The following is a 25,265-nucleotide window of genomic DNA, read 5'->3' on the forward strand; positions in this document are numbered from 1 at the left end:
ATTTCTCAGAGCGCTCTGAAATCGCCTCAGTAAATTGCGGCCCATGACGCACGATTGCCTGATCATCGGAGCCGGGCCGGCAGGCCTGCAGCTCGCGGCCCTGCTCAAGCGCGACGGTCACGACTACGTGGTGCTGGAGGGCGGTCCACGGGCCGGCACATTCTTCGAGACCTATCCGCGGCATCGCCAGCTGATCTCGATCAACAAGGTGTGGACCGGGTCGGAGGACCCGGAGTTCAATCTACGGTCGGACTGGAACTCGCTGTTGACCGACGATCCGGCGCTGCTCTTCAAGCACTACAGCACACGCTACTTTCCCGCCGCGGACGATCTCGTGCGTTATCTCGCCGACTGTGCGCGGGGTCTTAACGTCGTTTACGACACCCGGGTCACCTCTGTGTCGAAGGCCGACGACGTGTTCACCGTGCGGGCGGGCGACAGGAGTTGGGTGGCCCGGAGAGTCGTCGTCGCCACCGGCGTCTCCGAGCTCTACGTGCCGCCGATCGAGGGCGCCCACCTGGCCGAGCGGTACGACACCGTAAGCGTCGAACCCGCCGATTTCGTCAATCAGCGCGTGTTGATCATCGGTAAGGGCAACTCGGCCTTCGAGACCGCGGACGCGCTCGTCGAGACCGCCGCCACGATTCACGTCGCCGGACCGCACTCCATCAAGTTGGCCTGGCAGACCCATTACGTCGGGCACCTGCGGGCGGTGAACAACAACTTCCTGGACACCTATCAGCTCAAGTCACAGAACGCGGTCCTGGACGGCACTGTGGAACAGATCAGCCAGCGGGAGGGCGGCGGGTTCCGGGTGCTTTTCCGGTACGCCCGGACTGTCGAGAATCTGCGCGAGCTCGAGTACGACCGAGTCATCCTCTGCACCGGATTCCGCTTCGACGCGTCCATCTTTGCCGAGTCCGCCCGGCCGGAACTGGTCATCAAGGATCGGTTCCCGGCGCAGACGCCTGCCTTCGAGTCAGTGAACGTCCCCGGTCTCTACTTCGCCGGCACCCTCAGCCAACAGCGTGATTTCAAGAAGTCCACGAACGGCTTCATCCACGGCTTCCGCTATGCCACCCGCGCCCTGCACCACATCCTCCGCGAGCGGCACCACGGCCAGCCCTGGCCGTCCCGACAGATCGCCCCGACGCCGGAGGCGATCGCCGATTCGATCATCACCCGGATCAACGTGACCTCGGCACTGTGGCAGCAGTTCGCGGTGCTCGGCGATGTCATCACGGTCGACGGCGAAACCGCCTGCTACCGCGAGGAGGTGCCGGTCGCCTATCTGCGGGACGCGGAGCCGGACGCGTTCGCGTTCCTGATCACCCTGGAGTACGGCCCCGACCACGACCAGATCGACCCGTTCGACATCACCGTGCCGCGTCCGGCCGAGAACGACGCGAACGCCGCCCACGGCGCCAGCTATCTCCACCCCGTCGTGCGGGTGCTGCGTGACGGGCAGATCGCCGCCGTGCACCACCTGGCGGAGAACCTGGAGAACAACTGGGACCTGCCGACCGTGCACCGGCAGCCCCTCGAGGTCTTCGTCAAGGGCGTCCTCGCCGATGCCCACTGACGTCTGGCCGCAGCCCGTCCTCGACCTCCTGGCAACCGGCGGGGACCGCCCGGTCTTCGAGGACGGACCGATCGTCACGACCGCCTCGCAGATGACGGGTCTGATCCGGCGCATCGCCGCCGGGCTGCGCTCGTCCGGCGTGGGGCCAGGAGTGGGTGTCACTCTTGATCTGCCGGTCACCGCCTCCGCCTTCGCCGCCACGATGGCCGCCTTCGCCGTCGGGTCGCGGGTGTCCGGGTGGCGTGCCGACCTGAGCCCGGCACAGCTCTCCGGCTCGCTCGTCGTCGACTCGGCTCGGCTGGCCTCGCTCGCCGAGCATCCCGACGACGGGCTGGCACTTGTCGCAGCGGGACGGGCCGAGGATCCCGCGCGGATCATCTGGACCAGTGGCAGCACGGGGACGCCGAAGGGCGCGGTGCAGACCTATGCGGCGATGTCGGCGGCCTGGGCCCCGTACCCGGACCGTTGGCCCCCGGCCGTCGCCGAACTGGCCACCCGGTTGCGGCGCTACCTGGTCTTCGGCTCGCTGGCCAGCCAGGTGATGCTGGAGTACGGCGTCCTCGCCCTCGCGGCGGGCGGCACCCTCGTCGTGGCGCCCCGGCCGGTCTTCCCGGCTGCCCTGGCCGAACACCGGGCCACGGCGAGCGTGATCACTGTAGGCAAGCTGCACCAGCTGATCCGGGACCAGCGCGCCAACCCGGTGGACCTGCGTCACCTGCGGGCGCTGATGGTCTCCGGGTCGCCACTCGCGCCGGGCCGCCTGGCGGAGGCGCTCGACGTGCTGGGCCCGGTGGTCTTCCACGGTTACGGGCAGACCGAAACGTCGATGATCGCCATGGTGACCCCCGCCGAGATGATGGCCGACGTGGCGACGCTCGCCACTGTCGGTCGTCCGGCCGTGGACGTCTCCCTGCGCGACGGGGAGATCTATGTCCGCACACCCGCGCAGGCATCCTCGTACTGGCAGGACCCGGACGAGTCGGCCGAGGTGTTCGTGGACGGTTGGGTGCGTACCCGTGACCTGGGGGAGCTTGGCGTCGACGGATACCTGCGGCTGGCCGGGCGGGTGCGCGACGTGATCATCGTCAACGCGCAGATCGTCCACGCCGGGCCGGTGGAGCGGGCGCTCGCCGCCGATGCCGCGGTCGCCGAGGCGTACGTCGTCGGATGTCCGGACGAGACGACAGGTGAGGCCGTGCACGCCTACGTGGTGCCGGTGGCCGGGAGAACGCCCGACCCGGACGTGTTGCGCAAGCTTGTGGCCGCACAGGTGAACGATCTCGCGGTGCCGCGAACCGTCACGGTCATCGATCGGGTCCCGCTCGCGCCCAGCGGCAAGCCGGACAAGAGCCAGCTCCAGCGGGCTCGATGACGGTGAGCCGGTATTGGAACGCCGGGCCCGCCGCGTGATTCCCGGGCCCGGGTGTCGAACCTTTGGCGTCCCGCGCCCGTACCAGTGCACGGGAGGTCAAGCCATGAGCGTGCGTCGGATGCTCGTCGTGGTGCTGGTCGCCGTGGCGGTCGCACCGCTGGGCGCGGCACCCGCCTGGGCGCACGGCGCCCCGACCAATCCGGTGAGCCGGGCGGCGGCCTGCGGACCCGAGGGCCGGCACGCGGGCACCGCCGCCTGCCGGGCCGCAGTCGAAGCGGGCGCGGCTGTCCGGGAGTGGGACAACGTACGGGTCGCCGCGATCAACGGGCGGGACCGGGAACGCATCCCGGACGGCGAGCTGTGCAGCGGAGGGTTGTCCGCGTACCGGGGGCTGGATCTGCCCCGCACCGACTGGCCGAGCACCGAGGTGACCACGGGCGCGCCGTTCACGTTCCGGTACCGGACCACAATCGAGCACCGGGGCACCTTCCGGCTCTACGTCACCAGGCCCGACTACGACCCCCGTAAGCGGCTCACCTGGGCAGATCTGGAGTCGCGTCCATTTCTGACCAGGACCGACCCGCCGGTGCGCGGTGGGGCGTACCAGTTGGCGGGTCGGCTGCCGGCGGACCGCAGCGGCCGACACCTGATCTACACGATCTGGCAGAACTCGAACACCCCGGACACCTACTACTCCTGCTCGGACGTGGTGTTCCGCACGGCGAAAAGCGCCACGAAGAGCGCGACGAAGGCGGCGCCGGCCGCTGCGCGTACCGCCGAGGGCAAGCCCGCCGCCACCGACCCGGCGGCGGTGAAGGCGGCGGCCGACCCGGGTGTGCCGGTGGCGTCGGTGACCGACCTCGGCGCGCGGTGGCCGGTGCTGGCCGGGGCCGTCGTTGTGCTGGTTCTGGTGCTTGTCGGCGTGGGCCGGCGACGACGCGGCGCGGCAGCGCCGGTGGGACGGCAGTGCGAGGTACGTAACCACCGCGTCGGGCGGCGCCGGATCTGGTGACCCGGCCCGCCCGCGCGGCTCAGGCCAGGAGCGCGTCGATCTCGGCCAGCTCCTCGGCGGTGAAGTCGAGGTTGCCCACGGCGGCGATGTTGGTCTCCAACTGCTCGACGCTGCTCGCTCCGATGATGAGGCTTGTCATCCGCGTGTCGCGCAGCGCCCAGGCCAGCGCGAGCTGCGCGAGCGACTGGTCGCGCCGCTTGGCGACCGCGCCGAGCCCCCGGATGGTGGCCATCTTCTCGTCGCTGAGGTCGCTCTCGTTGAGGAAGACGCTTGTGCGTACCCGGGAGTCCGCCGGGATGCCGCCCAGGTAGCGGTCGGTCAGCAGGCCCTGGGCCAGCGGGCTGTACGCGATGCAGCCGGCACCTACCTGCTCCAGCGTGTCGAGCAGGCCGTCGGACTCGGTCCAGCGGTTCAACATCGAGTACGACGGCTGGTTGATCAGCAGCGGCGTGCCCAGCTCGCGCAGGATCGCGGCGGCACGCGTGGTCTGCTCCGAGTTGTAGTTCGAGATGCCCACGTAGAGCGCCTTGCCGGAGCGGACGATCGCGTCCAGCGCCCCCATCGTCTCCTCGAGCGGGGTGTCCGGGTCGAAGCGGTGCGAGTAGAAGATGTCGACGTAGTCCAGGCCCATCCGGCCCAGCGACTGGTCCAGCGACGAGATCAGGTTCTTGCGCGAGCCCCACTCGCCGTACGGGCCGGGCCACATCAGGTAGCCGGCCTTGCTGGAGATGACCAGTTCGTCGCGGTACGGCCTGAGGTCCGTGGCGAGCAGCCGGCCGAAGTTCTCCTCCGCCGCGCCCGGCGGGGGACCGTAGTTGTTCGCCAGGTCGAAGTGGGTGACGCCCAGGTCGAAGGCGCGCCGGACGATGTCGCGCTGCCTGTCGAACGGGCGGTCCGGGCCGAAGTTGTGCCAGAGCCCGAGGGAGACGACGGGCAGTCGCAGGCCACTGCGTCCGCTGCGCCGGTAGGTCATGGTGTCGTAGCGGTCATCCGGAGCGAGGTAAGTCACGATCATGAGCCTAGCCGCGGCCCGTCGTGCCCGGGATCGGGCGTGGAAACCGGGACAACGGGGTAGTTTCGAGGCCATGCGGTTCATCGCCCTCGACACCCCCAAACCGCTCTCCAGGATCGGCCTCGGCACCTGGCAGTTCGGCTCCCGCGAGTGGGGCTACGGCCGCGACTTCGAGTCTCGGGCCGCGCAGATCGTCCGGCGGGCCGTCGAGCTGGGCGTGACGGTCTTCGACACCGCCGAGGTCTACGGGTTCGGGCGCAGCGAGCGGATCCTCGGCGCGGCGCTCGGCGACGACCGACCGAAGGTCGTGGTCGCCAGCAAGATCTTCCCCGTACTGCCGGTGGCCGCTGTGGTGCAGCAGCGGGCGGTCGCCTCGGCGGCCCGCCTCGGCGTCACAAGCATCGACCTCTACCAGGTGCACCAGCCCAACCCGCTCATCGCCGACCACACCACCATGCGCGGCATGCGCGCCCTGCAGGACGTCGGGCTGGTCGGCGAGGTGGGGGTGAGCAACTACGGGCTGCGCCGCTGGCAGGTCGCCGAAGCCGCACTCGGCCGGCGGGTGCTCAGCAACCAGGTCCGCTACAGCATGCTGGACCGCGCGCCCGAGCAGGACCTGCTGCCGTACGCGCGGCAGAGCGGCCGGGTCGTCATCGCGTACAGCCCGTTGGCGCAGGGCTTCCTGTCCGGCAGGTACGACGCGAAAAACCCGCCCACCGGCGCGGTTCGCCGCGCCAACCCGTACTTCCTGCCGGAAAACCTGGAGCGCGGCGCCGTCCTCATCGACACGCTGCGCCAGGTCGCCGAGGCGCACGACGCTACCCCCAGCCAGATCGCACTGGCGTACCTGCTGCACCACCCGAACGTGGTGGCCATTCCCGGCGCGTCAAGCGTGGAGCAGATGGAACGCAACGCCGCGGCGGCCGACCTCGCGCTCGCCGACGACGAGTACGCGGCGCTCGCCGAAGCCGCCAAGCGGTTCCGCCCGGTCACCGGGCTCGCCGCGCTGCCCCGGATGTTGCGCGCCCGGATCACTGCCCCGACGGAGAAATGAGCACAGTGGACGACATCACCGCACTGATCCTGGACGACCACGCCGCCTTCCGGCGCGGCTTCGCCCGCCTCGACGACGCCCGCGACGAGCAGGAGCTGCTGGCCATCTGGGACGCGCTCGCCCTGCACCTGGACATCCACGCCGAGGCGGAGGAGGCGATCCTCTACCCGCACCTGGTCAAGCACGGTGACGACGGCGAGGACGAGACCGCCGACGCGATAGGCGACCACAACAAGATCAGGGACGCCATCGCCGAGTCCAAGCTGCACCCGGTCGGCTCGAAACCCTGGTGGGAGGCCGTCGGCACGGCCCGCCGGGAGAACAGCGAGCACCTGGCCGAGGAGGAGGACGAGGCGCTGCCCGACTTCCGCAGGCACGCCAGCTTCGAGCTGCGCGCCGAGCTGGGCCAGCGCTGGCTGACCTTCTACGGCGAGCACAAGAACGGTCGCGACCTGCCGTTCCGCGACAAGGATCCGCAGGGGTACGTCGCCGACCACCGCTGAGATCTCCCCGGTGCGGGGGAGTCGCGCCGCCGGGTGACGGCAGCAGAATGTCCGCATGACCCTGCGTGCGGCACTGGCCCCGCTGGTCGCCGGCAGCACCTGGCGACGCGGCGTGTTCCTGCTGCTCGGCGGCGTGCTGGCGCTGCCGTACGGGGTCCTCGCGGTGACCTTCGCGCAGATGCTCACCGACTCGGAGATCCCCCGCCCACTCGTGTACGCCCTGCTGGTGATCGCGACGTTGATCGCGGTGGTGCCGTTGCTGCTGGACGGCAGCCGGGCTCTGGAGATCGCCGCCGTCCGGACGCTGCTCGGCGTCGACCTGCCCGACCCCGCGCCGGGGCACCGGGGCGACCGGGAGAGCAGGCTGCGCGGCGCGCTCTGGATCGCCACGCACCTCATCGTCGGCGCACTGGTGATGTTCGCGCTGTTCAGTGCCCTGCCGATGGCGCTGGCGTTCATCGCCCAGCAGTTCGGCGTGGGCGACGAACTGACGAGCGGGGAGCGGTTCGGGCCGCTGGACGGGCGGGACAGCGGTTGGCTGACGCTGACCGGGGTGGCTCTGCTGGTCGGCCTCGGCTACGCCGTCGCGGGGCTCGGCGCGCTCGCCGCCTCGATGGCGCCGGTGCTGCTCGGCCCCGCCCAGGCCGAGCGGATCGCCGCGCTGGAGGCGCGGGCCACCCGACTTGCCGAACGCAACCGCCTGGCCCGGGAACTGCACGACTCGGTAGGTCACGCGCTGACCGTGGCCACCCTTCAGGCCGGCGCGGCCCGCCAGGTGCTCGACACCGATCCGGAGTTCGTCCGGCGGGCGCTGGGCGCCATCGAGGAGGCTGGACGGACCGCGATGGACGAGCTGGACCACGTACTCGGGCTGCTCCGCGAGACCGGCGGCGACCGGCCCTCGGCGGCGCCGCAGCGTACCCTCGCCGACCTGGACCGGCTGGTAGCCGACACCCGCGCGGCCGGGCTGACGGTGCACGCGCAGCGCGTCGGAGACCCGGCGCGACTGCCCGCGATCGTCTCGCGGGAGGGCTACCGGATCGTCCAGGAGGGACTGACGAACGCCGCCCGCTACGGCCACGGCCCTGTGACACTGCGCCTGGACCTGCGGTCGGACGCGCTGGAACTGGAGCTGGTCAACACGATGAGCCGCCCCGACCGGGCCGACACGGGGCGGTCCGGTCGGGGCCTGGACGGCATGCGGGAACGGGTACTGTTGCTCGGCGGTCGACTCAGTGTGGGCCCGGACGGCGACCGCTGGTTGATCCGCGCCCGTCTGCCCTACGAGGACCTGCGATGACCACCGGCGTGCTGATCGTCGACGACGACGAGTTGATCCGGGTCGGGCTGCGGGCCATCATCGACGCCCAACCCGACCTGCGGGTGCTCGCCGAGGCCGCCGACGGCGCCGAGGTGCCGCCGCTTGTCGCCCGGCACCGCCCGGACGTGGTGCTGATGGACGTGCGGATGCCCGGCATCGACGGCATCCAGGCCACCCGGCACCTGATGGCCACCTCCGCCGACCCACCCCGGGTGCTGGTGGTCACCACGTTCGCCAACGACGAGTACGTCTACGAGGCGCTGCGCGCCGGCGCCTCCGGCTTCCTGCTCAAACGGGCCCGGCCGGCGGAGGTGATCGAGGCGGTCCGGGTCGTCGCGGCGGGCGAGTCGCTGCTCTTCCCGGCCGCGATCCGTCAACTCGTCGGGGCGTACGGGCCGGCGGGTGGCGACCGGCTGCGCGCCGCCCGGCTCACTGAGCGGGAGGCCGAGGTGCTGCGGCTGATGACCACCGGCCGGTCCAACCCGGAGATCGCAGCGCACCTGGTGGTAGGTGTGGAGACGGTCAAGACGCACGTCGGCAACGTGCTGGCCAAGCTGGGCGTCCGCGACCGCACGCAGGCGGTGATCGCCGCGTACGAGTCCGGCTTCGTCACCCCGTCGGGCTGAACGGTCCCTCGCCCGGGGGAGCGGGTTCACCGCCGGCCGGGAGGGATTCGCCGGGCTGTCGGTCGAGGCTGAGAGCATGACGACGATCACTTCCTCCCCACCCCGAACCAACTCCCGGTGGCCCGACCGGTTCGCCCCGCTGGCCGCCGGTTGGCTCGGCCTGTGGGGCGTCCTCGCCCTGGTGAGCACGCTCACCGGCGCCGGCTATCCGTTCGGCGCGAACGACACCCATGGCGGCGACGTCAATCTGCTGCGCCTGGTGCCGGTGGACCTGGCCACCCCGCTCTTCGCCGGCGTCCTGCTCACCGCCGCCGTGGCCGCGCTGGCGATGAGCCGCCCGGCGGTCCGCCCGCCCGGTCCGCTGCGGGCGCTGCTCGCCGGCTACGGCTGGGCGGTGGCGTTCGGACTCGCCGTGGTCGTCCCGGACGCCCGGGTGCTTGTCGTCCTCGGCTACCTGCCGATCCTGATCGTCGGAGCGCCGTTCGGCTGGCCGCCGATCGACTACTCCGAGGTTCTCAACTGGGCGCTGTTCGGCCGGTTCGCCGCGCTTGCCGGCGGGCTGCTGCTGGCCGGGGCGGTGCTCGTCTGGCAGCGCCGCACCGCCGAGGTGTGCGTGGGTTGCGGCCGCGACGGCACCGACCGGGGTTGGACCACCCCGGCCGCCGCCACGCGCTGGGGTCGCTGGGCCGCCGGCATCGCCGCGACCATTCCCCTGGCGTACGCGTCGACCCGGTTCGCCTGGGCGGCCGGCATCCCGCTCGGCATCTCCCGGGAGTTCCTCACCGAGATGCAGGAAACCGGGCTGGTCTGGGCCGGTTTCGGACTGGGCGCGTTCGCCACCGTGGGCGCGATCCTCACCCTGGGCCTGGTGCAGCGCTGGGGCGAGCGGTTCCCGGGCTGGATGGTCGGCCTCGCCGGTCGCCGGGTGCCGGTGAAGCTGGCAGTGGTGCCGGCCGCCCTGGTCGCCATCGCGGTGACCGCGGCCAGCCTGGGGCTGCTCAGCAACCCCGAGTTCTACCGGCTCACCGGCGGGTTCAGCCCCACCGGAACCCCGATGATGCTCTGGCCGGTGTGGGGCGTGGCGCTCGGCGCGGCCACCTACGCGTACCACCTGCGCCGCCGGGGAACCTGCCGGCGCTGCGGGCGGGGCTGAGGGTGGCAGTGGGGGTGCCCCCCGATGACCGGGGCACCCCGGCGAAGGTGAGCTAGCGTGGGTCGGGTGACTGCGCCTAACCCGGTAATCCCGGTTCCACCGGCCGACCTGCCCGGCACGCTCGGCGCGCTGCGGGCGGCCGGTCACCAGTACCGCACCGTCAAGCAGGAACTCCGCGACAACCTCCTCGCCCGGATGCGCTCCGGCGAGACCCGTTTCCCCGGCATCGTCGGCTACGACGACAGCGTCCTGCCCGAGGTCGAGCGGGCACTGCTCGCCGGGCACGACATGGTGCTGCTCGGCGAGCGCGGCCAGGGCAAGACCCGACTGATCCGCGCGCTGGGCGGGCTGCTCGACGAGTGGACGCCAGTCATCGCCGGTTCGGTGCTCAACGAGCACCCGATGCACCCACTCACCCCCGCCTCGGTCGCCCAGGTGGCCGAGGCCGGCGACGAGCTGCCGATCGGCTGGCTGCACCGCTCGATGCGCTACGGCGAGAAGCTCGCGACCCCCGACACCAGCGTCGGCGATCTGATCGGTGACGTCGACCCGATCCGGATCGCGCAGGGCCGCACCCTCGGTGACCCGGAGACCATCCACTTCGGGTTGGTTCCGCGCACCAACCGGGGCATCTTCGCCGTCAACGAGCTGCCCGACCTGGCCGAGCGGATCCAGGTGGCGCTGCTCAACGTGCTGGAGGAGCGGGACATCCAGGTCCGCGGCTACCAGCTCCGCCTGCCACTTGACCTGCTCCTGGTGGCCAGCGCCAACCCGGAGGACTACACCAACCGGGGTCGGATCATCACCCCACTCAAGGACCGGTTCGGCGCGGAGATCCGTACCCACTACCCGGTTGACCTGGAGTTGGAGCTGGCGTTGATCCGCCAGGAGGCCGACCTGGTCGCCGCCGTGCCGGAGCACGTGCTGGAGGTGCTGGCCCGCTTCGCCCGCGCGGTGCGGGAGTCTCCGTCGGTGGACCCGCGCTCCGGCGTCTCCGCCCGGTTCGCGATCGCCGCCGCCGAGACGGTCGCCGGTGCCGCGCTGCGCCGCGCAGGCCTGCTCGCCGCCACCGAAAGCCCGGACGGTCGGCCCGAGGCCGCGGTGGCCCGGGTCGGCGACGCCGTGTCGGTGACCAGCACGCTGCGCGGCAAGGTGGAGTTCGAGAGCGGCGAGGAGGGGCGAGAGATCGAGGTTCTCGCCCACCTGCTGCGGACGGCCACCGCCGAGACGTTCCGCGCCCACCTGGCCGGCCTGGACCTGTCCGGGTTCACCAACCTGGTCCAGGACGGCACCGCGATCGAGACCGGCGAGCTGGTCGGGTCCGCCGAGCTGCTGCGCCAGGTGGGCACGGTGCCCGGCCTGGCCAAGGTCCTCGATCGGCTCGGTCTGGGCGACGCGCCCACGCCGGAGGAGGCCGCGGCCGCCGTCGAGTTCGTGTTGGAGGGGCTGCACCTGACCCGCCGGCTCGGCAAGGACGTGACCGACACCGGTCGTACCGTCTACGGCGGCCGGGGCTGATCGTGGCCGGCAACCGGTTCCGGTACGGGCAGTGGAACGGCGGGCCCGACCCGCTCGCACCCCCGTACGACGTACGCGAGGCTGTGGACGCGGTCGGCGCCGAGGTGCTGGCCGGCGGCAGCCTGCGGGAGGCGCTGCGCGACCTGCTGCGCCGTGGCCCGCAGGGGCGCGGTGGCCTGGACGACCTGGCCGCCCGGGCGCGACGGCTGCGCCGGGAGGCGCTGCGCCGAGGTGACCTGGACGGCGCGGTGACCCGAGCCCAGGCGCTGCTCGACCAGGCCCTCGCCGCGGAACGTGACGAGCTGCGGGGCCGCGACGACGACGGCGCGCGGTTCGCCGAGGCGGTGCTGGACAATCTGCCCCGCTCCACCGCGCGGGCGGTGGAGGAGTTGTCCGGCTACGAGTGGGCCAGCGACGACGCCCGCCGCTCGTACCAGCAGATCCTCGACCAGCTCCGCGACGACGTCCTCGGTCAGCGGTTCGCCGGGCTGCGCGACGCGGTGCGCGCGTCCGCCGACCCGGCGGCGCAGCAACGGCTCGCCGAGATGATGCGGGACCTGAACGACCTGCTGGCCCGGCACGGCCGCGCGGAGGACACCACCGACGTGTTCGCCGAGTTCATGCGCCGGCACGGTGACTTCTTTCCGGAGCGGCCGGAGACGGTCGACGAGCTGATCGACGTGCTGGCCCGCCGGTCGGCGGCCGGTGAGCGGCTGATGAACTCGCTCTCCGAGCGGCAGCGTGCCGAGCTGGCCGGTCTGATGCAGCAGTCACTCGGTGACCGTCTCGCCGGGGAACTGTCCGCGCTCGACGCGAACCTGCGGGCGCTGCGACCGGATCTGCGCTGGGGGCGCGGCGAACGGGTCCGGGGCGACCAGCCACTGGATTACGGCGACGCGGCCGGTGCGCTGGGTGAGATCGGCGAACTGGACGACCTGCTGGACCAGCTCGACCAGGAGCACCCGGGGGCCACGCTCGACGACGTGGACGTCGACGCGGTGGCCCGGACGCTGGGCCGGGACGCCGCCGACGACGTCCGCCGGTTGCGCGAGCTGGAACGGGAGCTGCGCCGGCAGGGCTGGGTGAGCCGGGACGCGGACGGGCTCACGCTGAGCCCGAAGGCGCTGCGCCGGCTCGGCGGGACGGCGCTGCGACGGGTCTTCTCCGACCTGACGGCCGGGCCGCGCGGGCAGCACGACCTGCGTTCGGCGGGCGCCGCAGGTGAGGTCAGTGGCGCCTCCCGCCCCTGGGAGTACGGCGACGAACAGCCGCTGGACGTGGTCCGGACGCTTACCCGGGCGGTCCGCCGGGCCGGTCCGACAGTTCCGTTGCAACTCGCGGTGGACGACTTCGAGGTGGTCGAGACCGAGAAGCGGGCCTCCGCGGCGGTGGTGCTCTGCGTCGACCTGTCGTACTCGATGATCTCGCAGGGTCGTTGGGGGCCGATGAAGCAGACGGCGTTGGCGTTGGCGCACCTGATGGAGACCCGGTTCCCGCAGGACGCGTTGCAGATCGTGGGCTTCGGTCGGGAGGCGATGACCCTCACCCAGCAGGAGCTGGCGGCTGTGGAGCCGGACATGGAGCAGGGCACGAACCTTCAGCACGCGCTGCGGCTGGCCGCCCGGCACCTGCGTCGGCATCCGGACGCCGAGCCGGTGGTCCTGGTGGTCACGGACGGGGAGCCGACCGCCCACCTGGACCCGGACGACGGCGAGGCGCTGTTCCACTGGCCGCCGCTGCCGGAGACGATCGAGGCGACCGTCCGCGAGGTGGACAAGCTCAGCCGCTACGGCGCCACGCTCAACCTGTTCATGCTCGGCGACGACCCGGGTCTGCGCCGCTTCGTCGACGCGGTGGCGCGACGCAGCCGCGGCCGCATGTTCACCCCGGACACCGACGACCTGGGCGAGTACGTGGTCAGCGACTACCTCCGCTCCCGCCAATCCCGCCGCTGAACGGCTGCGGGCAGGGTTGACTGGAGGGGTGCAGGACGCGGGGTTGCGAGGGGCCTACGGTGCTCTGTTCGCTGAGGTCGACGCCGGAGGGTTCGGGCCGCCGCCGGAGGGACAGCTGAGTGCCGAGCAGATCATCGCGCATCTGGTCGCCAACGACGAGCTGATGATCCAGGCCAGCGAGGCGCTGCTGGCCGGGTCGCCGTTCGCCTACTACGAGTTGGAGGAGGACATCCACCGCCCGCAGCTCGACGCGCTCGCCGCCGAGCAGGGTGGCCTGCGCGGCCTGACCGCTCTGCTGCACGGCACCAGCGACCGGTTGTGCGGGCTTGTCGACCAGCTCGGCCTGGCGGCGGAAGCCCCGGTCGCGACCCATCTGCGGGAGGGCTTCGACCTCATCGTCGACGAGCCGTTGCCCTGGTCCCGCACCCTGGACCTGCACGAACGGGTCCACCTCCCCAAACACCAGGCCCAACTGCACATGCTCCGCACCTGAGCCCTCTGGTCCGCTGAGCCGCCTCGGTCCGACCCATTGCCCGGTGTGCCGGGTCCCCAGGATGTCGGTCTGCTGAGCGATATACCTGTGGGTCATATTTATGACTCACAGGTATATCGCCCAGCGCAGTGATGCCCCCGGCAGGACTATCGCCCGTCCCGTCCCGTCCCGTCCCGCCGCCGCTGAACGGCAGCATCGGACGCCGGCCCATGAGCGGCTGGACCTGTGAGCGGCGCTCTGTGGCTGCCGGGCCTCTGAGCGACGGGCAGCCTCGGCGCCCGGCGTCCTACCAGCGGCTGGGCCTGCCACCGGCGCGCTGCGAGCGGCTGGGCCTGCGGTGGTGCGGGAGGGATGGATGGATGACGGCAGGCGGCGGGTCAGGTTTCGAGCAGCTCGGGGCGGGGGTGGAAGGTGCGGCGGTAGGTGGACGGGGCCACGCCGATGCGCTGGTGCAGTTGCTGGCGTAGGGCGGCGGTCGTGCCGAACCCGCAGCGGTGGGCGATCTGGTCGACTGTGAGGTCGGTCGTCTCCAGCAGCAGTCGCGCGTGGTCGGTGCGCTGTCGCAGCAGCCACTGCGCCGGGCTCAGTCCCGTCTCCGAGCGGAAGCGTCGGGTGAAGGTGCGGACGCTCATCCGGGCCTGCTCGGCGAGGTCGCGCAGGGCGATCGGCTCGTGCAGTCGCTGTCGGGCCCACTCCCTGGTGCCGGCGGTGCTGGCGTCGGTGGCCTTCGGCACCGGCTGCTCGATGTACTGGGCCTGACCACCGTCGCGCCACGGCGGCATCACGCAGCGGCGGGCCGCCCGGTTGGCGATCTCGCTGCCGTGGTCGAGGCGGATGACGTGCAGGCAGAGGTCGATGCCCGCGGCCACGCCGGCCGAGGTGAACACCCGGTCGTCGACGATGAAGAGCACGTCCGGGTCGAGGTCCACCCGGTCGTGCAGGCGACGGAACCGCTCGGCGTACGCCCAGTGGGTGGTGGCCCGGCGTCCGTCGAGCAGGCCGGCGGCGGCCAGGACGAACGCCCCGGTGCAGATGGACATGATCCGGGCACCCCGCTCGTACGCCGACCGCAGCGCCCCGGCCACCTCCGGCTCGATGTCGCCCGAGGTCAGTACGGCGCCGTCGTGGATGCCGGGGACGATCACGGTGTCGGCGGTGTCGAGCAACTCCAGGCCGTGGTCGGGGAGCACCTGGAAACCGGCCGTGCTGCGGACCGGCCGACCGCCAGGGGTGCACACCCGTACGTCGTAGCGGTACGCGTCGTCGGCGCCCCGGGCGGTGCCGAAGACCTGGGACGGGGTGCCCAGGTCCAGGCCGACGACCTGGTCGAGGGCGAGGACGGCGATCCGGTGCGGGCCAGTGCTCATGGCCCGATTATTGCGCATGATGGCTTTCCGGCCACTCGTCGCCGTCGAGGACCCCGCCCAGACTTGTCGACGTGACCACGAACCGTCGCCTGCATCCCGCCTGGCTCGTCGCCGCCGTCGCCTTCGTGGCGCTTGTCGGCGCGGCCGGCTTCCGCGCCACCCCGTCGGTGCTGCTGCACCCGCTGCACGCGGAGTTCGGCTGGCCGCTGGCCACCATCTCCGCGGCCGTCTCGGTCAACCTGCTCCTCTACGGGCTCACCGCGCCGTTCGCCGCCGCGCTGATGGACCGCTTCGGCATCCGCCGGGTGGTGTCGGTGGCGCTGCTGCTGGTGGCCGCCGGCAGTGGCCTGACGGTCTTCATGACCGAGAGCTGGCAGTTGCTGCTGTGCTGGGGCGTCCTTGTCGGCCTGGGCACCGGCTCGATGGCGCTGGCGTTCGTGGCGACAGTCACCGGGCGCTGGTTCGTCCGTCGGCGGGGCCTCGTCACCGGGGTGCTGACCGCGGGCGGGGCGGCCGGCCAGCTGATCTTCCTGCCACTGATCGCCGTGCTGGTGCGCGACCACGGGTGGCGCACGGCGGCGCTCGTCGTGGCCGGAGCCGCCCTGGCGGTCGTACCCCTTGTGGTGTGGCTGCTGCGCGAGCACCCGGCGGATCTCGACCTGCCCGCCTACGGCGCGACCGAGGTCGTCGCGCCGCCGCCGCCGACCGGGGGCGCGGCGACCCGCGCGCTGGGCGCGTTGGCAGCCGCGGCCCGGACCCGGCCGTTCTGGCTGCTGGCCGGCGGGTTCGCGATCTGCGGCGCCACCACAAACGGTCTCGTCGGTACGCACTTCGTGCCGGCCGCGCACGACCACGGCATGGCCGAGACCACGGCGGCCGGGCTGCTCGCCCTGGTGGGCCTCTTCGACATCGTCGGCACGATCGCCTCCGGCTGGCTCACCGACCGGGTGGACAGCCGACTGCTGCTCGGCGCCTACTACGCCCTGCGCGGGCTGTCGCTGCTCGTGCTGCCGAGCCTGTTCGCGGGCACGGCCGAGCCGAGCATGCTGGTGTTCATCGTCTTCTACGGCCTGGACTGGGTGGCCACCGTGCCGCCGACGGTGGCGCTGTGCCGGGAGTACTTCGGCGGCGCCGGGGCTGTCGTGTTCGGCTGGGTGTTCGCCGCCCACCAGTTCGGGGCGGCGCTCGCGGCGACGGGCGCGGGCCTGGTCCGCGATCGGCTCGGCGACTACGCGCTGGCCTGGTACGTGGCCGGCGCGTTGTCGATCGGCGCGGCCGGGCTGTCGTTGCTGCTGCGCCGACGGCCGGGCCGGCCGGTGCCGGAGGCCGTCCTGGTCGCCGCGACAGCGCCCCGGGCGTGGAGCTTCCGAGGCTGAGTCAGCCAAGCGTCCACTGCTGGGCGGGCCGGCCGTCGCAGGGTCGCTGCCGGATCTCGTCCCCGGCCTCGGCGCCGTCGTCGTCGGCCTGCGCGCACTTGCCGCTGTGCACCGCGACGACGAGCACCGGGCCGGTGCCTGTCGGAGTCAGCCGCCACTGCTGGTTGGCCCCACCGTGACAGGGGAACTGGAGCACCGTCGCCCCGTCGTCACCACTGCCGCCCTCGACGTCGAGGCACTGCCCGTGGGCGGCGTTCGTCAACGTCACCGCGTCCGCGCCGGCCGGGTTGACGACCCACTGCTGCTCCGGGCCGCCGGTGCAGGCGGCCAGCTCGGCCTGCGCCGCCTCGCCGTCACCGTCGAGCCCGAGGCAGAGCCCGGAGGGCGACCGCAGCACGCGAGGCCCGGCGGTCGGGACGGCCGGGGTGGCCGACGGGGTCGGCGACGGTTCGACCGAGGGGGTCGGACTCGGCTCGGCCGGCGGGGCGGTCGGCTCGGCCGCGCTGGGCGGCGCGGCGACCGTCGCGGGCACCACCGGCTCGTCGTCGCCGTCGAGCAGGCCGGTGGCGAAGACCACCCCGAGGAGTACGCCCACCAGCCCGACCGCCAGAGCCACCCGCAGCAGCGGATCGGCCAACGGCCCGGAACGGGCTCGCCGCCGACCGCCGTAGACGGTGCCGGCGGGATCGGGGCGTTCCTCGGGCACTGACATACGGGCCATCCTCACCCACCACGGCGGGCCGGGGCCAGCCGGCGGAAACGGGCGGCCGGTGGGATCAGCGGGTCGGCTGGGGGTCCGTGACGTCGGCCACCGTCGCGCCGAGGGCGGTGATCGCGGCGTCGGCGTCGACCGCGACGGCGAGACCGCGCTCGCCCGCGCCGAGGGTGATCTCCCGGCCACGCAGTCGCTCGTCGGCGATGACCGGCCACGCGGTGCTCGCGCCGAACGGGGTGATGGTGCCGCGCTCGTAACCCGTGGCGGCCAGGGCGCCCGCCGCGTCCGGCATGGAGATGCGCTGCACACCGAGCAGGGCGCGCAGCTTGGGCCAGGAGACGACCCGGTCGCCGGGGGTGAGCACGAACACGTGATCGTCGGCACTCCGGCGGACGACTATCGTCTTGACCACGTCCGGGACGGCCACGCCGCGGGCCGCGGCGGCCTCCGCGAGGCTGCCCACCGCACCGTGGCTGACCAGCCGATACGGCAGTCCGGCGGCGTCCAGGGCGGTGATAGCGGGCGATGGCATGCCCGCCACGGTAACCGTCGAACCCGGTGCCGGATGGGAAACGGCAGGCGTTGACATCCCACCGTTTCCGAGGTCCGGGCGTAAGGTGATCACATGCGCGCTGAGCGTGTGGATCACCCCATTGACCATGATGACGCGGTGGACACGCTGCGGCGGTCGTACGCCGCGGTGCCCACGGGCGAGCCTGTCCGGCTGGCCAAACGCACCTCCAACCTGTTCCGCCCCCGGTCCGCTCCCCGGACCCCGGGCCTCGACGTGAGTGGCCTCAACCGGGTGCTCGCGGTGGACGCGAACGCGCGCACCGCCGACGTGCAGGGCATGTGCACGTACGAGGACCTGGTCGACGCGACGCTGCCGCACGGGCTGATGCCCCTGGTGGTGCCGCAACTGCGCACCATCACCCTGGGCGGGGCGGTGACCGGCCTGGGGATCGAGTCGACCTCCTTCCGCAACGGCCTGCCCCACGAGTCGGTACACGAGATGGACATCCTCACTGGTTCCGGCGAGATCGTCACCGCCCGGCCGGACGGGGAGCACGCCGACCTGTTCACCGCGTTCCCCAACTCGCTGGGCAGCCTCGGGTACGCCACCCGGCTGCGCATCGAGCTGCAACCGATCGGCCGGTACGTGGCGTTGCGCAACATCCGGTTCACCCAACTGGAGGCGCTCACCGACGCGATCGCCGAGGTGTCCGCCAGCCGGTCCTGGGCCGGCGAGCCTGTCGACGTGATGGACGGCGTGATGTTCAGCCCCGGCGAGGCGTACCTGATCCTGGGCACGTTCACCGACGCCGCCGACCCGCCCAGCGACTACACCGGCCAGGAGATCTACTACCGGTCGCTGCGTCGGCGCACCCGCGACGTGCTGACCGCGTACGACTATCTGTGGCGCTGGGACACCGACTGGTTCTGGTGTTCGTCGGCGTTCGGCGCGCAGCACCCGGTCGTGCGCAGGCTCTGGCCGGCGCGTTACCGGCGCAGCGACGTCTACCACCGACTGGTCCGCCTCGAGCACCGGCACCAGGTGGCGGCCCGGATCGACCGGCTGCGCGGCCAGCCCGCCCGCGAGCGGGTCGTGCAGGACGTGGAGATCCCGCTGGACCGCACGGCCGACTTCCTGCGCTGGTTCGCGGGCAACGTGGGGATGACCCCGGTGTGGCTCTGCCCGTTGCGGTTGCGCGAGCCGGCGGGTCCCGGTTCGGCGCGGTCCTGGCCGCTGTATCCACTCCACGCGGGGCAGGACTACGTCAACATTGGTTTCTGGGGGAGCGTGCCGATCGCGCCCGGCGCCGCCGACGGCGACGTCAACCGCACGATCGAACGCAGGGTGTCGGAGTCGGGCGGGCACAAGTCGCTCTACTCGGACGCGTACTACGACCGGGACGCCTTCGATCGCCTCTACGGCGGCGAGACCTGGCGCGCGGTGAAGGACCGCTACGACCCGGACCACCGGCTGACGGGACTGTACGAAAAGGCGGTAGCACGAGCATGAGCCTGACCGATCGAGACCAGGGGGCGGCGAGCGTCCCCGCCACCCCGCCGGCGGGGGGCCGGCCCACCGGTCCGACCGTGGCGGACGTCGTCCGCGCGGTCACCGCCGCGCCGCTGCCGGTGCGGATCATCGGGTACGACGGCAGCGCCGTCGGCCCGTCCGACGCCGGCATCACCCTGTCGATCCGTTCCGAGCGGGGTTTGTCGTACCTGCTCACCGCCCCCGGTGACCTGGGCATGGCCCGGGCGTACGTCAGCGGCGACCTGGCGTTGCAGGGGGTGCACCCGGGTGACCCGTACGAGGCGCTGCGGGTGCTCAAGGACGAGTTGCGGCTGCGCCCACCGTCGGTGGCCGACGGGCTGGCGCTGGTACGAGGGCTGGGCTGGGAGCGGCTGATGCCGCCGCCGGCCCCTCCGCAGGAGGCCCAGCCGCGCTGGAAGCGGGTGATGAACGGGCTGCGGCACTCACGGGTGCGCGACAGCACGGCGATCTCGCACCACTACGACGTCTCGAACGCCTTCTACGAGAAGGTCCTCGGCCCGTCGATGACGTACACCTGTGCGGTTTACCGCTCTCCGGACGACACGCTGGAGCAGGCCCAGGCGGCGAAGTACGACCTGGTCGCCGCCAAGCTGGCGCTGAAGAAGGGCATGCGGCTGCTGGATGTGGGCTGCGGCTGGGGTGGCATGGTCCGGCACGCGGCCCGCGAGTACGGCGTCAAGGCGCTCGGGGTGACCCTGTCGAAGGCGCAGGCGCAGTGGGCGCAGGCGGCGATCGAGCGGGAGGGGCTGACCGAGCTGGCCGAGGTGCGGCACCTGGACTACCGGGACGCGCCGGCGGAGCAGTTCGACGCCATCTCCTCGATCGGGCTGACGGAGCACATCGGGGTGCGCAACTACCCGGCCTACTTCGGGGCGCTGCGGTCGCGGCTGCGTACGGGTGGGCGGCTGCTGAACCACACCATCACGCGGGCTGACAACCGGGCGCCGCACCGCTCGGGTGCGTTCATCGACAGGTACGTCTTCCCGGACGGCGAGTTGGCCGGCCCGGGTCGGCTGATCAGCGAGGTGCACGACGCCGGGTTGGAGGTCCACCACGAGGAGAACCTGCGCCAGCACTACGCGCTGACGCTTGCCGCCTGGTGCCGCAATCTGGTGGAGCACTGGGACTTCTGCGTCTCGGAGGTGGGCGCGGGCACGGCCCGGGTGTGGGGGCTCTACATGGCCGGGTCGCGGATGGCGTTCGAGCGCAACGGCATCCAGCTGCACCAGGTGCTGGCCACCCACAACGGCCCGGACGGTGTGAACGGCTACCCGCTGCGACCGGACTGGTTGCCCTGACCATCTGCTGAACGCTGCCTGAAGCCGCGTCGAAAAAGTCGGCGCGGCTTCTCGCGAAGCGATTGACAAACAAGTTTTGTACGTACAAACTGATTTTGCCATGAGAGACGTCCTGTACCTGGAGCAGATCGAGCAGGCCGAAGTCCTGCTCAAGCCGCAGCGCGTCGAGGTGCTGCGGCAACTCGCCGAACCGCGCACCTGCACCGAGGTCGCGGCCCGACTCGATCAGACGCCGCAGCGCGTCTACTACCACGTCAAGCAGCTCGTCGCGGCCGGTCTCGTCGAGCTGGTCAACGAGCGCAAGGTCCGCGGCATCACCGAAGGCATCTACCAGGCCGCCGCCCGGTCCTACTGGCTGTCACCCCGCCTGGTCGGCCGGATCGGGCTGCGCCGAGCCCGCGACGAGCTGAGCCTGGGCTACCTGCTCGACCTGATGGAGGAGGTCCAGGCCGACGTCGCGGCCCTGGATCGGGCCGCCCCCGAGCTGCCCTCGATCGGGGTCTCCGGCGAGATCCGGGTGCCCGCCGAGCAGCGCCCGCAGTTCCTGCACGACCTGCAAACCGCACTTCAGGACCTGTTCGCCCGTTACGGCGGCAGTGAAGGAGACGCCTTCAAGCTCGCCGTCGCCTGCTATCCGAAAGGGAACGACAATGAGTGAACCGTTGAAGGTCCAGGCCCGCCTCTCCGCGCCGGTCGGGCGCGTCCGCGAGGCACTGACCGATCCGGCCGAGCTGCGGCTCTGGCTAGCCGAGCACGCCGAGGTCGAGCTGCCCCAGCAGTACGAGTTCTGGGGTCGCTACACGCCCGAGGGTGACGCGCCGCACCAGCGCCTGCTGCACGCCGACGACGACACGCTGCGCTTCAGCTGGCTGCTCGACGGGGTGGAGACCACCAGCGAGTTCCAGCTCACCGCCGAGGGCACCGACAGCACCGTGCTCACGCTGACGCAGAGCCACTTCGACTTCAACGAGGCGATGACCGGCTCCAGCATCCGTGGGGTGCTGCAGACCTACTGGGCGCTGTCCATCGCCAACCTGGCCGCCCACCTGGAGGGTCGGCCGCTGCTGCCCCGCACCGACTTCACCTCCTCCGACCTGCGCGGCGAGTTGGTCATCGCAGCCCCCATCGACAAGGTGTGGGAGTCGCTGGCCGACTCCGAGCAGGCCAGTGCCTGGTTCGGCTACCCCATCGGGATCGAGCCGTGGGTCGGCGGCCGGTACGCGATGGGCGGCTTCGAGAACGGCTACGCGGCCAAGATCGTCGACCTGGAGCCGGGCCGGAAGATGTCCGTGGACTGGGGCCCGACCGGCGTCACGAACTGGGAGCTGGCCGAGTCCGACGGCCGGACCACGCTCACCTTCGTGCAGAGCGGCTTCGACGAGACCAACCCTCCATACGCGGCCTGGAGCGGCTCGGTGAGCGGCCTGGCCGAGCTGCGCCGTTTCCACGAGGTGCCGAACTGGCAGCCGATCTGGATCTCGGCCGAGGTGCCCGGCCTGGAGCCCGAGCCCGCCAACTGAGATGTTCGGCAGCGGCTCCACTTTGGATGGCCTGTCCTTTGGGTCGATGATCCAAGGTGGAGCCGCTTTCGGTGTTGGACGACTCCAGCGCCGGTCAGATGGCCACGGCGATGGTGGAGCGGCGGTACTTCGGTGACGGGCCGGGCGTGTACGCCGACGCGATCTCCCAGGCATTGGAAAACACCGGTCTGCTGACCGACGAGATCGAGACGCCGCACAGCGAGCATGACTTCCGCGATTTCCTGCGCGGGCTCGCTGCTGAGTTGGACGAGCGGCGACCCTGGCCGGGGTCGGCGACCTGAGGTGCCAGGCTGGCAGCCCGATCTGGATCTCGGGTTTCTCCGATCCGCTCGCTGATCCGGTGACTTTTTGGGGTCAGGTGGGTACTGGCGGGCGATGTTCTTCATCTTCGGTCTGCGTACCAAGGTCGACCGCTCCGGTGTCGTGCAGCAGGTCTGCCGCCACTGCGGCAACCACGCCGCGCAGGTCATCACCCGCCGGTCGACCAAGTTCACACTGTTCTTCATACCGCTCATCCCGATCCGCACCCGGTACGCGCAGCAGTGCACGTTCTGCGGGGCGCAGTACGAGATCGCCAAGGCCGACGCCCAGCGCCTCCCGGTCGGCTGAGCCGATGGCCCGCTTCCTGTGCTGGCTGATCGGCCGGCAACCCCCGTCCACCGGCCCCGCGGTGCACACCGTCCGTCGGCCGCCCTGCACCCCGGGCAGGCGGCGGCACCGGCGCGCGCGTCGGCCGACGGCCGGTACCACGCTGCCGCGCTCGCCGTGGAACCGCTCCGCCGGCCGCTGACCTGGTCTCCAGCGGCCCTCCACCCCGGCAGGCCGGCAGGCCGCATCGCCAACCCCACGTTCGCCGCCACCCGTTGTCCAGCCTGGACACGAGCGCCCCGATCGCGTGCACTGCTCCCACTTCGGGGCGTCATGTTCGCTGTGACCATGGGGGCGACGTGCCGTCACGCGGTCCGTTAGCATTCACGGCGTTCGAACCGGCAACCGCCGGGCGGATGTCCGAATCAACGGGGGATAACGTGTCAAGACACCGCTCACAACGGTGGGGCGCCGCCCTGCTCGGCGCCACGATTGCGGCCGGCTTGCTAGGCGGAGCCTCCGCCCAGGCCGTCGCGGGGGCGCAGCCGGTTCCTGACGGCACCTACCGCTTCAGCGCCAAGGTCACCTTCGGTGACATGCGTTCCTGCACCGGCGCGCTCGTCGACCAGAACTGGGTGCTGACGGCCAAGAGCTGCTTCGCCGACGGCAGAACACCCGTCGCCGCCGGTGCGCCCAGCCTGCCGAGCACGGTTCTGGTCGGCCGCACCAACCTCGCCGGCACTGCCGGCCAGCAACGTGGCGTGGCCTCGATCGCACCCCACCCGAACCGCAACCTCGCACTGGTCCGCCTCTCCGCGCCGGTCACCGACGTGCCGCCGGTCGCGCTGGCAACCACCGCGCCAGCCACTGCGGAGTCGCTCACCGTGACTGGCTACGGCCGGACCGCCACCGAGTGGGTGCCGGACCAGCTGCACCAGGGCGCCTTCACCGTGCAGGACGTCGCCGCCGACTCCGTCGGTCTGCTCGGCGCCTCCGCCGGTGCCACCCTCTGCAAGGGCGACGCCGGCGGCCCGGCGTTCCGCGACAACGCGGGCACCGTCGAGCTGGTCGCCATCGTGAGCAACTCGTGGCAGAAGGGCTGCCTGGCCGAGACCGAGACCCGCGACGGGGCCACCGCCGTCCGGGTCGACAACCTCGGTTCCTGGGTCCGCGCGCAGCTGGCTGACGTGCAGGTCTTCGGCGTTGCGCTGGAGCCGCCCACGTTCGTCCGGCGGCTGACCCACCACAGCATCGACTCGGCTACCGGTACCGCATGGTACGACGGACGTGCCGACGAACCGCTGCCCTTCGCCCCGAAGGCGATGGCGACGCTGAACGCCGACACGATTCTCATGAACGACTCCGCGGGACAGCTCTTCCGGGTGGACATCACCAGCATGTCCCCGCTCACCTACACGATGACGTCGATCGCCACCGGCTGGACTCACGACGAGCTGGCCTATGACGGATACGGCTCGCTCTATGGCATCTTCTCCGGCGGTACCCTGCGCCGGTACACGCTGACCAGCGCCAAGCCGACGAAGGACGACTTCACGACCTTCACCACCATCGGCAGCGGATTCGCCCTGGAGACGCTCACCTCGCCCGGCCCCGGGCGGATCCTGGGCACCACCTCCACCGGCTCCCTGATCTCCTACAAGATCAACGGCGTCAACTCCTGGGTCCGGTCGGACCTCTCCACCACCGGCTGGGGCGGATCGGGCCAACTCTTGTCGCCCGGTGGCGGCCTCTACCTCTACTTCGACCCCAGCCGAGGCCTCACGCGCTACCGAGATGCCAACCCGTTCGACGGCAAGGGCACCGACATCACGGTCATCGGAACCGATTCGACCCCTGGCATGTGGACCCTCCAGCAGCGGATGTCCGCGCGCCCCTGGGCTGGCGTCGTGTCGGTCTTCGGCACCCGCCCGGACGGGCACCTCTCCTACACGACAGTTGATCCGGTCACCGGCAATCGACGCACAATCGTTTCGGCAGGCACTCTCGGCTTCACCCCCAAGGCGATGGCTGTCCTCAACTCGGACACGCTCCTCGTGACGAGCACCGACGCGCAGCTCTACCGGGTGGACATCACCGGCACCGACCCGCTCACCTTCACCAAGGTCGGGTCGCTCTCCGGCGGGTGGACGCACGACCGGCTCGCGTACGACGGCAACGGCTCGCTCTACGGCATCGCCAACGGCGCTGCGCTGCGCCGATACACGGTGACCAAGCCGAAGCCCGTCTACGCCGACATCATCAACGCGAAAGCGATCACCGGCAATTTCACCCTGACCTCCCTCGCCGCCCCCGGCCCCGGTCGCATCCTCGGTACGACAAGCACGGGCAAGCTGCTGACGTATCTCATCGACCCGACTGGCACCTGGACCGCCGCCGAAATCGGCGCGAGCGGCTGGGGCGACACGACCTCACTGTTCACTCCCGGCGGTGGCCTCTACCACAAGCGACTGGCCTCCGGTCAGGTCCTCACCTACCTGGATGCCAGCCCGTTCGACGGCAACGGCAGCGACATCAAGCCTCATCTCGCGGCCCTCAACAGCACCGGCTGGGATCCGATCCTCTCGGCGGTTCCGTACGACTCGTGGCCGGACAGCACCCGCCGTTGGTGATGTGCTGATCGCCGTACCGCAGGGACAGTGCGGGCCGCCCGGTGACGGGCGGCCCGCACTGTCGCGTGTGGGCGGATGGGCGTG

23 protein-coding genes are annotated in these 25,265 nt (G+C 71.6%); 19 read left to right on the plus strand and 4 right to left on the minus strand.

The features are described from left to right. Nucleotides 1–43 precede the first annotated feature (43 nt). From ACLQ26_RS08685 to ACLQ26_RS08695, 3 genes are all read left to right on the plus strand, one after another. A complete protein-coding gene (locus ACLQ26_RS08685) occupies nt 44–1,582 on the plus strand; it encodes an NAD(P)-binding domain-containing protein (protein ID WP_425743940.1) in 1,539 nt (512 codons plus the stop codon). Next, the gene (locus tag ACLQ26_RS08690; RefSeq protein ID WP_425743941.1) at nt 1,572–2,954 is read left to right on the plus strand and encodes a class I adenylate-forming enzyme family protein; all 1,383 of its coding nucleotides are present in this window, start codon (nt 1,572–1,574) and stop codon (nt 2,952–2,954) included. Before ACLQ26_RS08685 ends, ACLQ26_RS08690 begins: the two co-directional genes overlap by 11 nt. A 103-nt stretch (nt 2,955–3,057) precedes the next feature. Then, nucleotides 3,058–3,966 (plus strand): lytic polysaccharide monooxygenase auxiliary activity family 9 protein, encoded by a 909-nt coding sequence (locus ACLQ26_RS08695; protein WP_425743942.1) that lies wholly within the window; start codon nt 3,058–3,060, stop codon nt 3,964–3,966. 19 nt (nt 3,967–3,985) lie between these two features. On the opposite strand, the gene mgrA is transcribed toward ACLQ26_RS08695, so the two are convergent. Continuing rightward, the gene (gene mgrA, locus ACLQ26_RS08700) at nt 3,986–4,981 is read right to left on the minus strand and encodes an L-glyceraldehyde 3-phosphate reductase (RefSeq protein WP_425743943.1); all 996 of its coding nucleotides are present in this window, start codon (nt 4,979–4,981) and stop codon (nt 3,986–3,988) included. Nucleotides 4,982–5,051: 70 nt separating this feature from the next. Here mgrA and ACLQ26_RS08705 point away from each other — a divergent pair, with 70 nt between their 5' ends. The 8 genes from ACLQ26_RS08705 (at nt 5,052) to ACLQ26_RS08740 (ending at nt 13,601) form a co-directional block, all read left to right on the plus strand. Continuing rightward, a complete protein-coding gene (locus ACLQ26_RS08705) occupies nt 5,052–6,032 on the plus strand; it encodes an aldo/keto reductase (protein WP_425743944.1) in 981 nt (326 codons plus the stop codon). Further along, complete coding sequence (locus ACLQ26_RS08710; protein ID WP_354817962.1) at nt 6,029–6,535, plus strand: hemerythrin domain-containing protein; 507 nt, start codon at nt 6,029–6,031, stop codon at nt 6,533–6,535. Before ACLQ26_RS08705 ends, ACLQ26_RS08710 begins: the two co-directional genes overlap by 4 nt. A 55-nt stretch (nt 6,536–6,590) precedes the next feature. Beyond that, on the plus strand, nt 6,591–7,835 hold the full coding sequence (locus ACLQ26_RS08715) for a sensor histidine kinase (protein WP_425743945.1): 1,245 nt from the start codon (nt 6,591–6,593) through the stop codon (nt 7,833–7,835). Further along, on the plus strand, nt 7,832–8,482 hold the full coding sequence (locus ACLQ26_RS08720) for a response regulator (RefSeq protein ID WP_425743946.1): 651 nt from the start codon (nt 7,832–7,834) through the stop codon (nt 8,480–8,482). The genes ACLQ26_RS08715 and ACLQ26_RS08720 overlap by 4 nt, the downstream gene beginning before the upstream one ends. A 76-nt stretch (nt 8,483–8,558) precedes the next feature. Further along, nucleotides 8,559–9,635, plus strand: coding sequence for a hypothetical protein (locus ACLQ26_RS08725; protein ID WP_425743947.1), 1,077 nt, complete (start codon nt 8,559–8,561; stop codon nt 9,633–9,635). Nucleotides 9,636–9,692: 57 nt separating this feature from the next. Next, the gene (locus ACLQ26_RS08730; protein WP_425743948.1) at nt 9,693–11,153 is read left to right on the plus strand and encodes a magnesium chelatase; all 1,461 of its coding nucleotides are present in this window, start codon (nt 9,693–9,695) and stop codon (nt 11,151–11,153) included. Next, complete coding sequence (locus ACLQ26_RS08735; RefSeq protein WP_425744392.1) at nt 11,153–13,108, plus strand: vWA domain-containing protein; 1,956 nt, start codon at nt 11,153–11,155, stop codon at nt 13,106–13,108. The genes ACLQ26_RS08730 and ACLQ26_RS08735 overlap by 1 nt, the downstream gene beginning before the upstream one ends. Before the next feature lie 28 nt (nt 13,109–13,136). Next, nucleotides 13,137–13,601: a hypothetical protein gene (locus ACLQ26_RS08740; RefSeq protein ID WP_425743949.1), complete on the plus strand. Its 465-nt coding sequence runs from the start codon at nt 13,137–13,139 to the stop codon at nt 13,599–13,601. 377 nt (nt 13,602–13,978) lie between these two features. Here ACLQ26_RS08740 and ACLQ26_RS08745 read toward each other — a convergent pair whose 3' ends face one another. Continuing rightward, nucleotides 13,979–14,968, minus strand: a complete 990-nt coding sequence (locus ACLQ26_RS08745) for a GlxA family transcriptional regulator (protein WP_425743950.1) — start codon at nt 14,966–14,968, stop codon at nt 13,979–13,981. 71 nt (nt 14,969–15,039) lie between these two features. Here ACLQ26_RS08745 and ACLQ26_RS08750 point away from each other — a divergent pair, with 71 nt between their 5' ends. Continuing rightward, nucleotides 15,040–16,344 (plus strand): MFS transporter, encoded by a 1,305-nt coding sequence (locus tag ACLQ26_RS08750; RefSeq protein ID WP_425743951.1) that lies wholly within the window; start codon nt 15,040–15,042, stop codon nt 16,342–16,344. A 1-nt stretch (nt 16,345) separates the two neighbouring features. Here the strand turns inward: ACLQ26_RS08750 and ACLQ26_RS08755 are convergent, their stop codons facing one another. Then, a complete protein-coding gene (locus tag ACLQ26_RS08755) occupies nt 16,346–17,056 on the minus strand; it encodes an RICIN domain-containing protein (protein ID WP_425743952.1) in 711 nt (236 codons plus the stop codon). Nucleotides 17,057–17,120: 64 nt separating this feature from the next. Next, the gene (locus tag ACLQ26_RS08760) at nt 17,121–17,591 is read right to left on the minus strand and encodes an aminoacyl-tRNA deacylase (protein ID WP_425743953.1); all 471 of its coding nucleotides are present in this window, start codon (nt 17,589–17,591) and stop codon (nt 17,121–17,123) included. Between the two features lie 93 nt (nt 17,592–17,684). On the opposite strand from ACLQ26_RS08760, the gene ACLQ26_RS08765 reads away from it, so the two are divergent. From ACLQ26_RS08765 to ACLQ26_RS08795, 7 genes are all read left to right on the plus strand, one after another. Then, nucleotides 17,685–19,082 (plus strand): FAD-binding oxidoreductase, encoded by a 1,398-nt coding sequence (locus ACLQ26_RS08765; protein WP_425743954.1) that lies wholly within the window; start codon nt 17,685–17,687, stop codon nt 19,080–19,082. Further along, entirely contained in the window at nt 19,079–20,422 is a 1,344-nt protein-coding gene (locus ACLQ26_RS08770; RefSeq protein ID WP_425743955.1) for a class I SAM-dependent methyltransferase, read from the plus strand. The genes ACLQ26_RS08765 and ACLQ26_RS08770 overlap by 4 nt, the downstream gene beginning before the upstream one ends. A gap of 100 nt (nt 20,423–20,522) precedes the next feature. Further along, nucleotides 20,523–21,080: a helix-turn-helix domain-containing protein gene (locus ACLQ26_RS08775; RefSeq protein ID WP_354860773.1), complete on the plus strand. Its 558-nt coding sequence runs from the start codon at nt 20,523–20,525 to the stop codon at nt 21,078–21,080. Further along, entirely contained in the window at nt 21,073–21,942 is an 870-nt protein-coding gene (locus ACLQ26_RS08780) for an SRPBCC family protein (protein WP_425743956.1), read from the plus strand. The genes ACLQ26_RS08775 and ACLQ26_RS08780 overlap by 8 nt, the downstream gene beginning before the upstream one ends. A 56-nt stretch (nt 21,943–21,998) precedes the next feature. After that, nucleotides 21,999–22,244, plus strand: coding sequence for a hypothetical protein (locus ACLQ26_RS08785; RefSeq protein WP_425743957.1), 246 nt, complete (start codon nt 21,999–22,001; stop codon nt 22,242–22,244). A gap of 94 nt (nt 22,245–22,338) precedes the next feature. Then, complete coding sequence (locus ACLQ26_RS08790; protein ID WP_425743958.1) at nt 22,339–22,572, plus strand: zinc-ribbon domain-containing protein; 234 nt, start codon at nt 22,339–22,341, stop codon at nt 22,570–22,572. A gap of 482 nt (nt 22,573–23,054) precedes the next feature. Continuing rightward, the gene (locus tag ACLQ26_RS08795) at nt 23,055–25,181 is read left to right on the plus strand and encodes a trypsin-like serine protease (RefSeq protein ID WP_425743959.1); all 2,127 of its coding nucleotides are present in this window, start codon (nt 23,055–23,057) and stop codon (nt 25,179–25,181) included. The last annotated feature ends 84 nt before the right edge of the window (nt 25,182–25,265 follow it).

The organism is Micromonospora sp. DT43 (assembly GCF_049841645.1).
Classification (GTDB): Bacteria; Actinomycetota; Actinomycetes; order Mycobacteriales; family Micromonosporaceae; genus Micromonospora.

Excerpts from the sequence above, each read along its gene's own strand:
- ACLQ26_RS08705 (WP_425743944.1), top strand. The coding sequence starts at position 5,052 with ATGCGGTTCATCGCCCTCGACACCCCCAAACCGCTCTCCAGGATCGGC.
- ACLQ26_RS08780 (WP_425743956.1), top strand. The coding sequence starts at position 21,073 with ATGAGTGAACCGTTGAAGGTCCAGGCCCGCCTCTCCGCGCCGGTCGGG.
- ACLQ26_RS08760 (WP_425743953.1), bottom strand. The coding sequence starts at position 17,591 with ATGCCATCGCCCGCTATCACCGCCCTGGACGCCGCCGGACTGCCGTAT.
- ACLQ26_RS08685 (WP_425743940.1), top strand. The coding sequence starts at position 44 with ATGACGCACGATTGCCTGATCATCGGAGCCGGGCCGGCAGGCCTGCAG.
- ACLQ26_RS08765 (WP_425743954.1), top strand. The coding sequence starts at position 17,685 with ATGCGCGCTGAGCGTGTGGATCACCCCATTGACCATGATGACGCGGTG.
- ACLQ26_RS08695 (WP_425743942.1), top strand. The coding sequence starts at position 3,058 with ATGAGCGTGCGTCGGATGCTCGTCGTGGTGCTGGTCGCCGTGGCGGTC.
- ACLQ26_RS08715 (WP_425743945.1), top strand. The coding sequence starts at position 6,591 with ATGACCCTGCGTGCGGCACTGGCCCCGCTGGTCGCCGGCAGCACCTGG.
- ACLQ26_RS08720 (WP_425743946.1), top strand. The coding sequence starts at position 7,832 with ATGACCACCGGCGTGCTGATCGTCGACGACGACGAGTTGATCCGGGTC.
- ACLQ26_RS08755 (WP_425743952.1), bottom strand. The coding sequence starts at position 17,056 with ATGTCAGTGCCCGAGGAACGCCCCGATCCCGCCGGCACCGTCTACGGC.
- mgrA (WP_425743943.1), bottom strand. The coding sequence starts at position 4,981 with ATGATCGTGACTTACCTCGCTCCGGATGACCGCTACGACACCATGACC.
- ACLQ26_RS08690 (WP_425743941.1), top strand. The coding sequence starts at position 1,572 with ATGCCCACTGACGTCTGGCCGCAGCCCGTCCTCGACCTCCTGGCAACC.
- ACLQ26_RS08710 (WP_354817962.1), top strand. The coding sequence starts at position 6,029 with ATGAGCACAGTGGACGACATCACCGCACTGATCCTGGACGACCACGCC.
- ACLQ26_RS08770 (WP_425743955.1), top strand. The coding sequence starts at position 19,079 with ATGAGCCTGACCGATCGAGACCAGGGGGCGGCGAGCGTCCCCGCCACC.
- ACLQ26_RS08790 (WP_425743958.1), top strand. The coding sequence starts at position 22,339 with ATGTTCTTCATCTTCGGTCTGCGTACCAAGGTCGACCGCTCCGGTGTC.
- ACLQ26_RS08725 (WP_425743947.1), top strand. The coding sequence starts at position 8,559 with ATGACGACGATCACTTCCTCCCCACCCCGAACCAACTCCCGGTGGCCC.
- ACLQ26_RS08745 (WP_425743950.1), bottom strand. The coding sequence starts at position 14,968 with ATGAGCACTGGCCCGCACCGGATCGCCGTCCTCGCCCTCGACCAGGTC.
- ACLQ26_RS08775 (WP_354860773.1), top strand. The coding sequence starts at position 20,523 with ATGAGAGACGTCCTGTACCTGGAGCAGATCGAGCAGGCCGAAGTCCTG.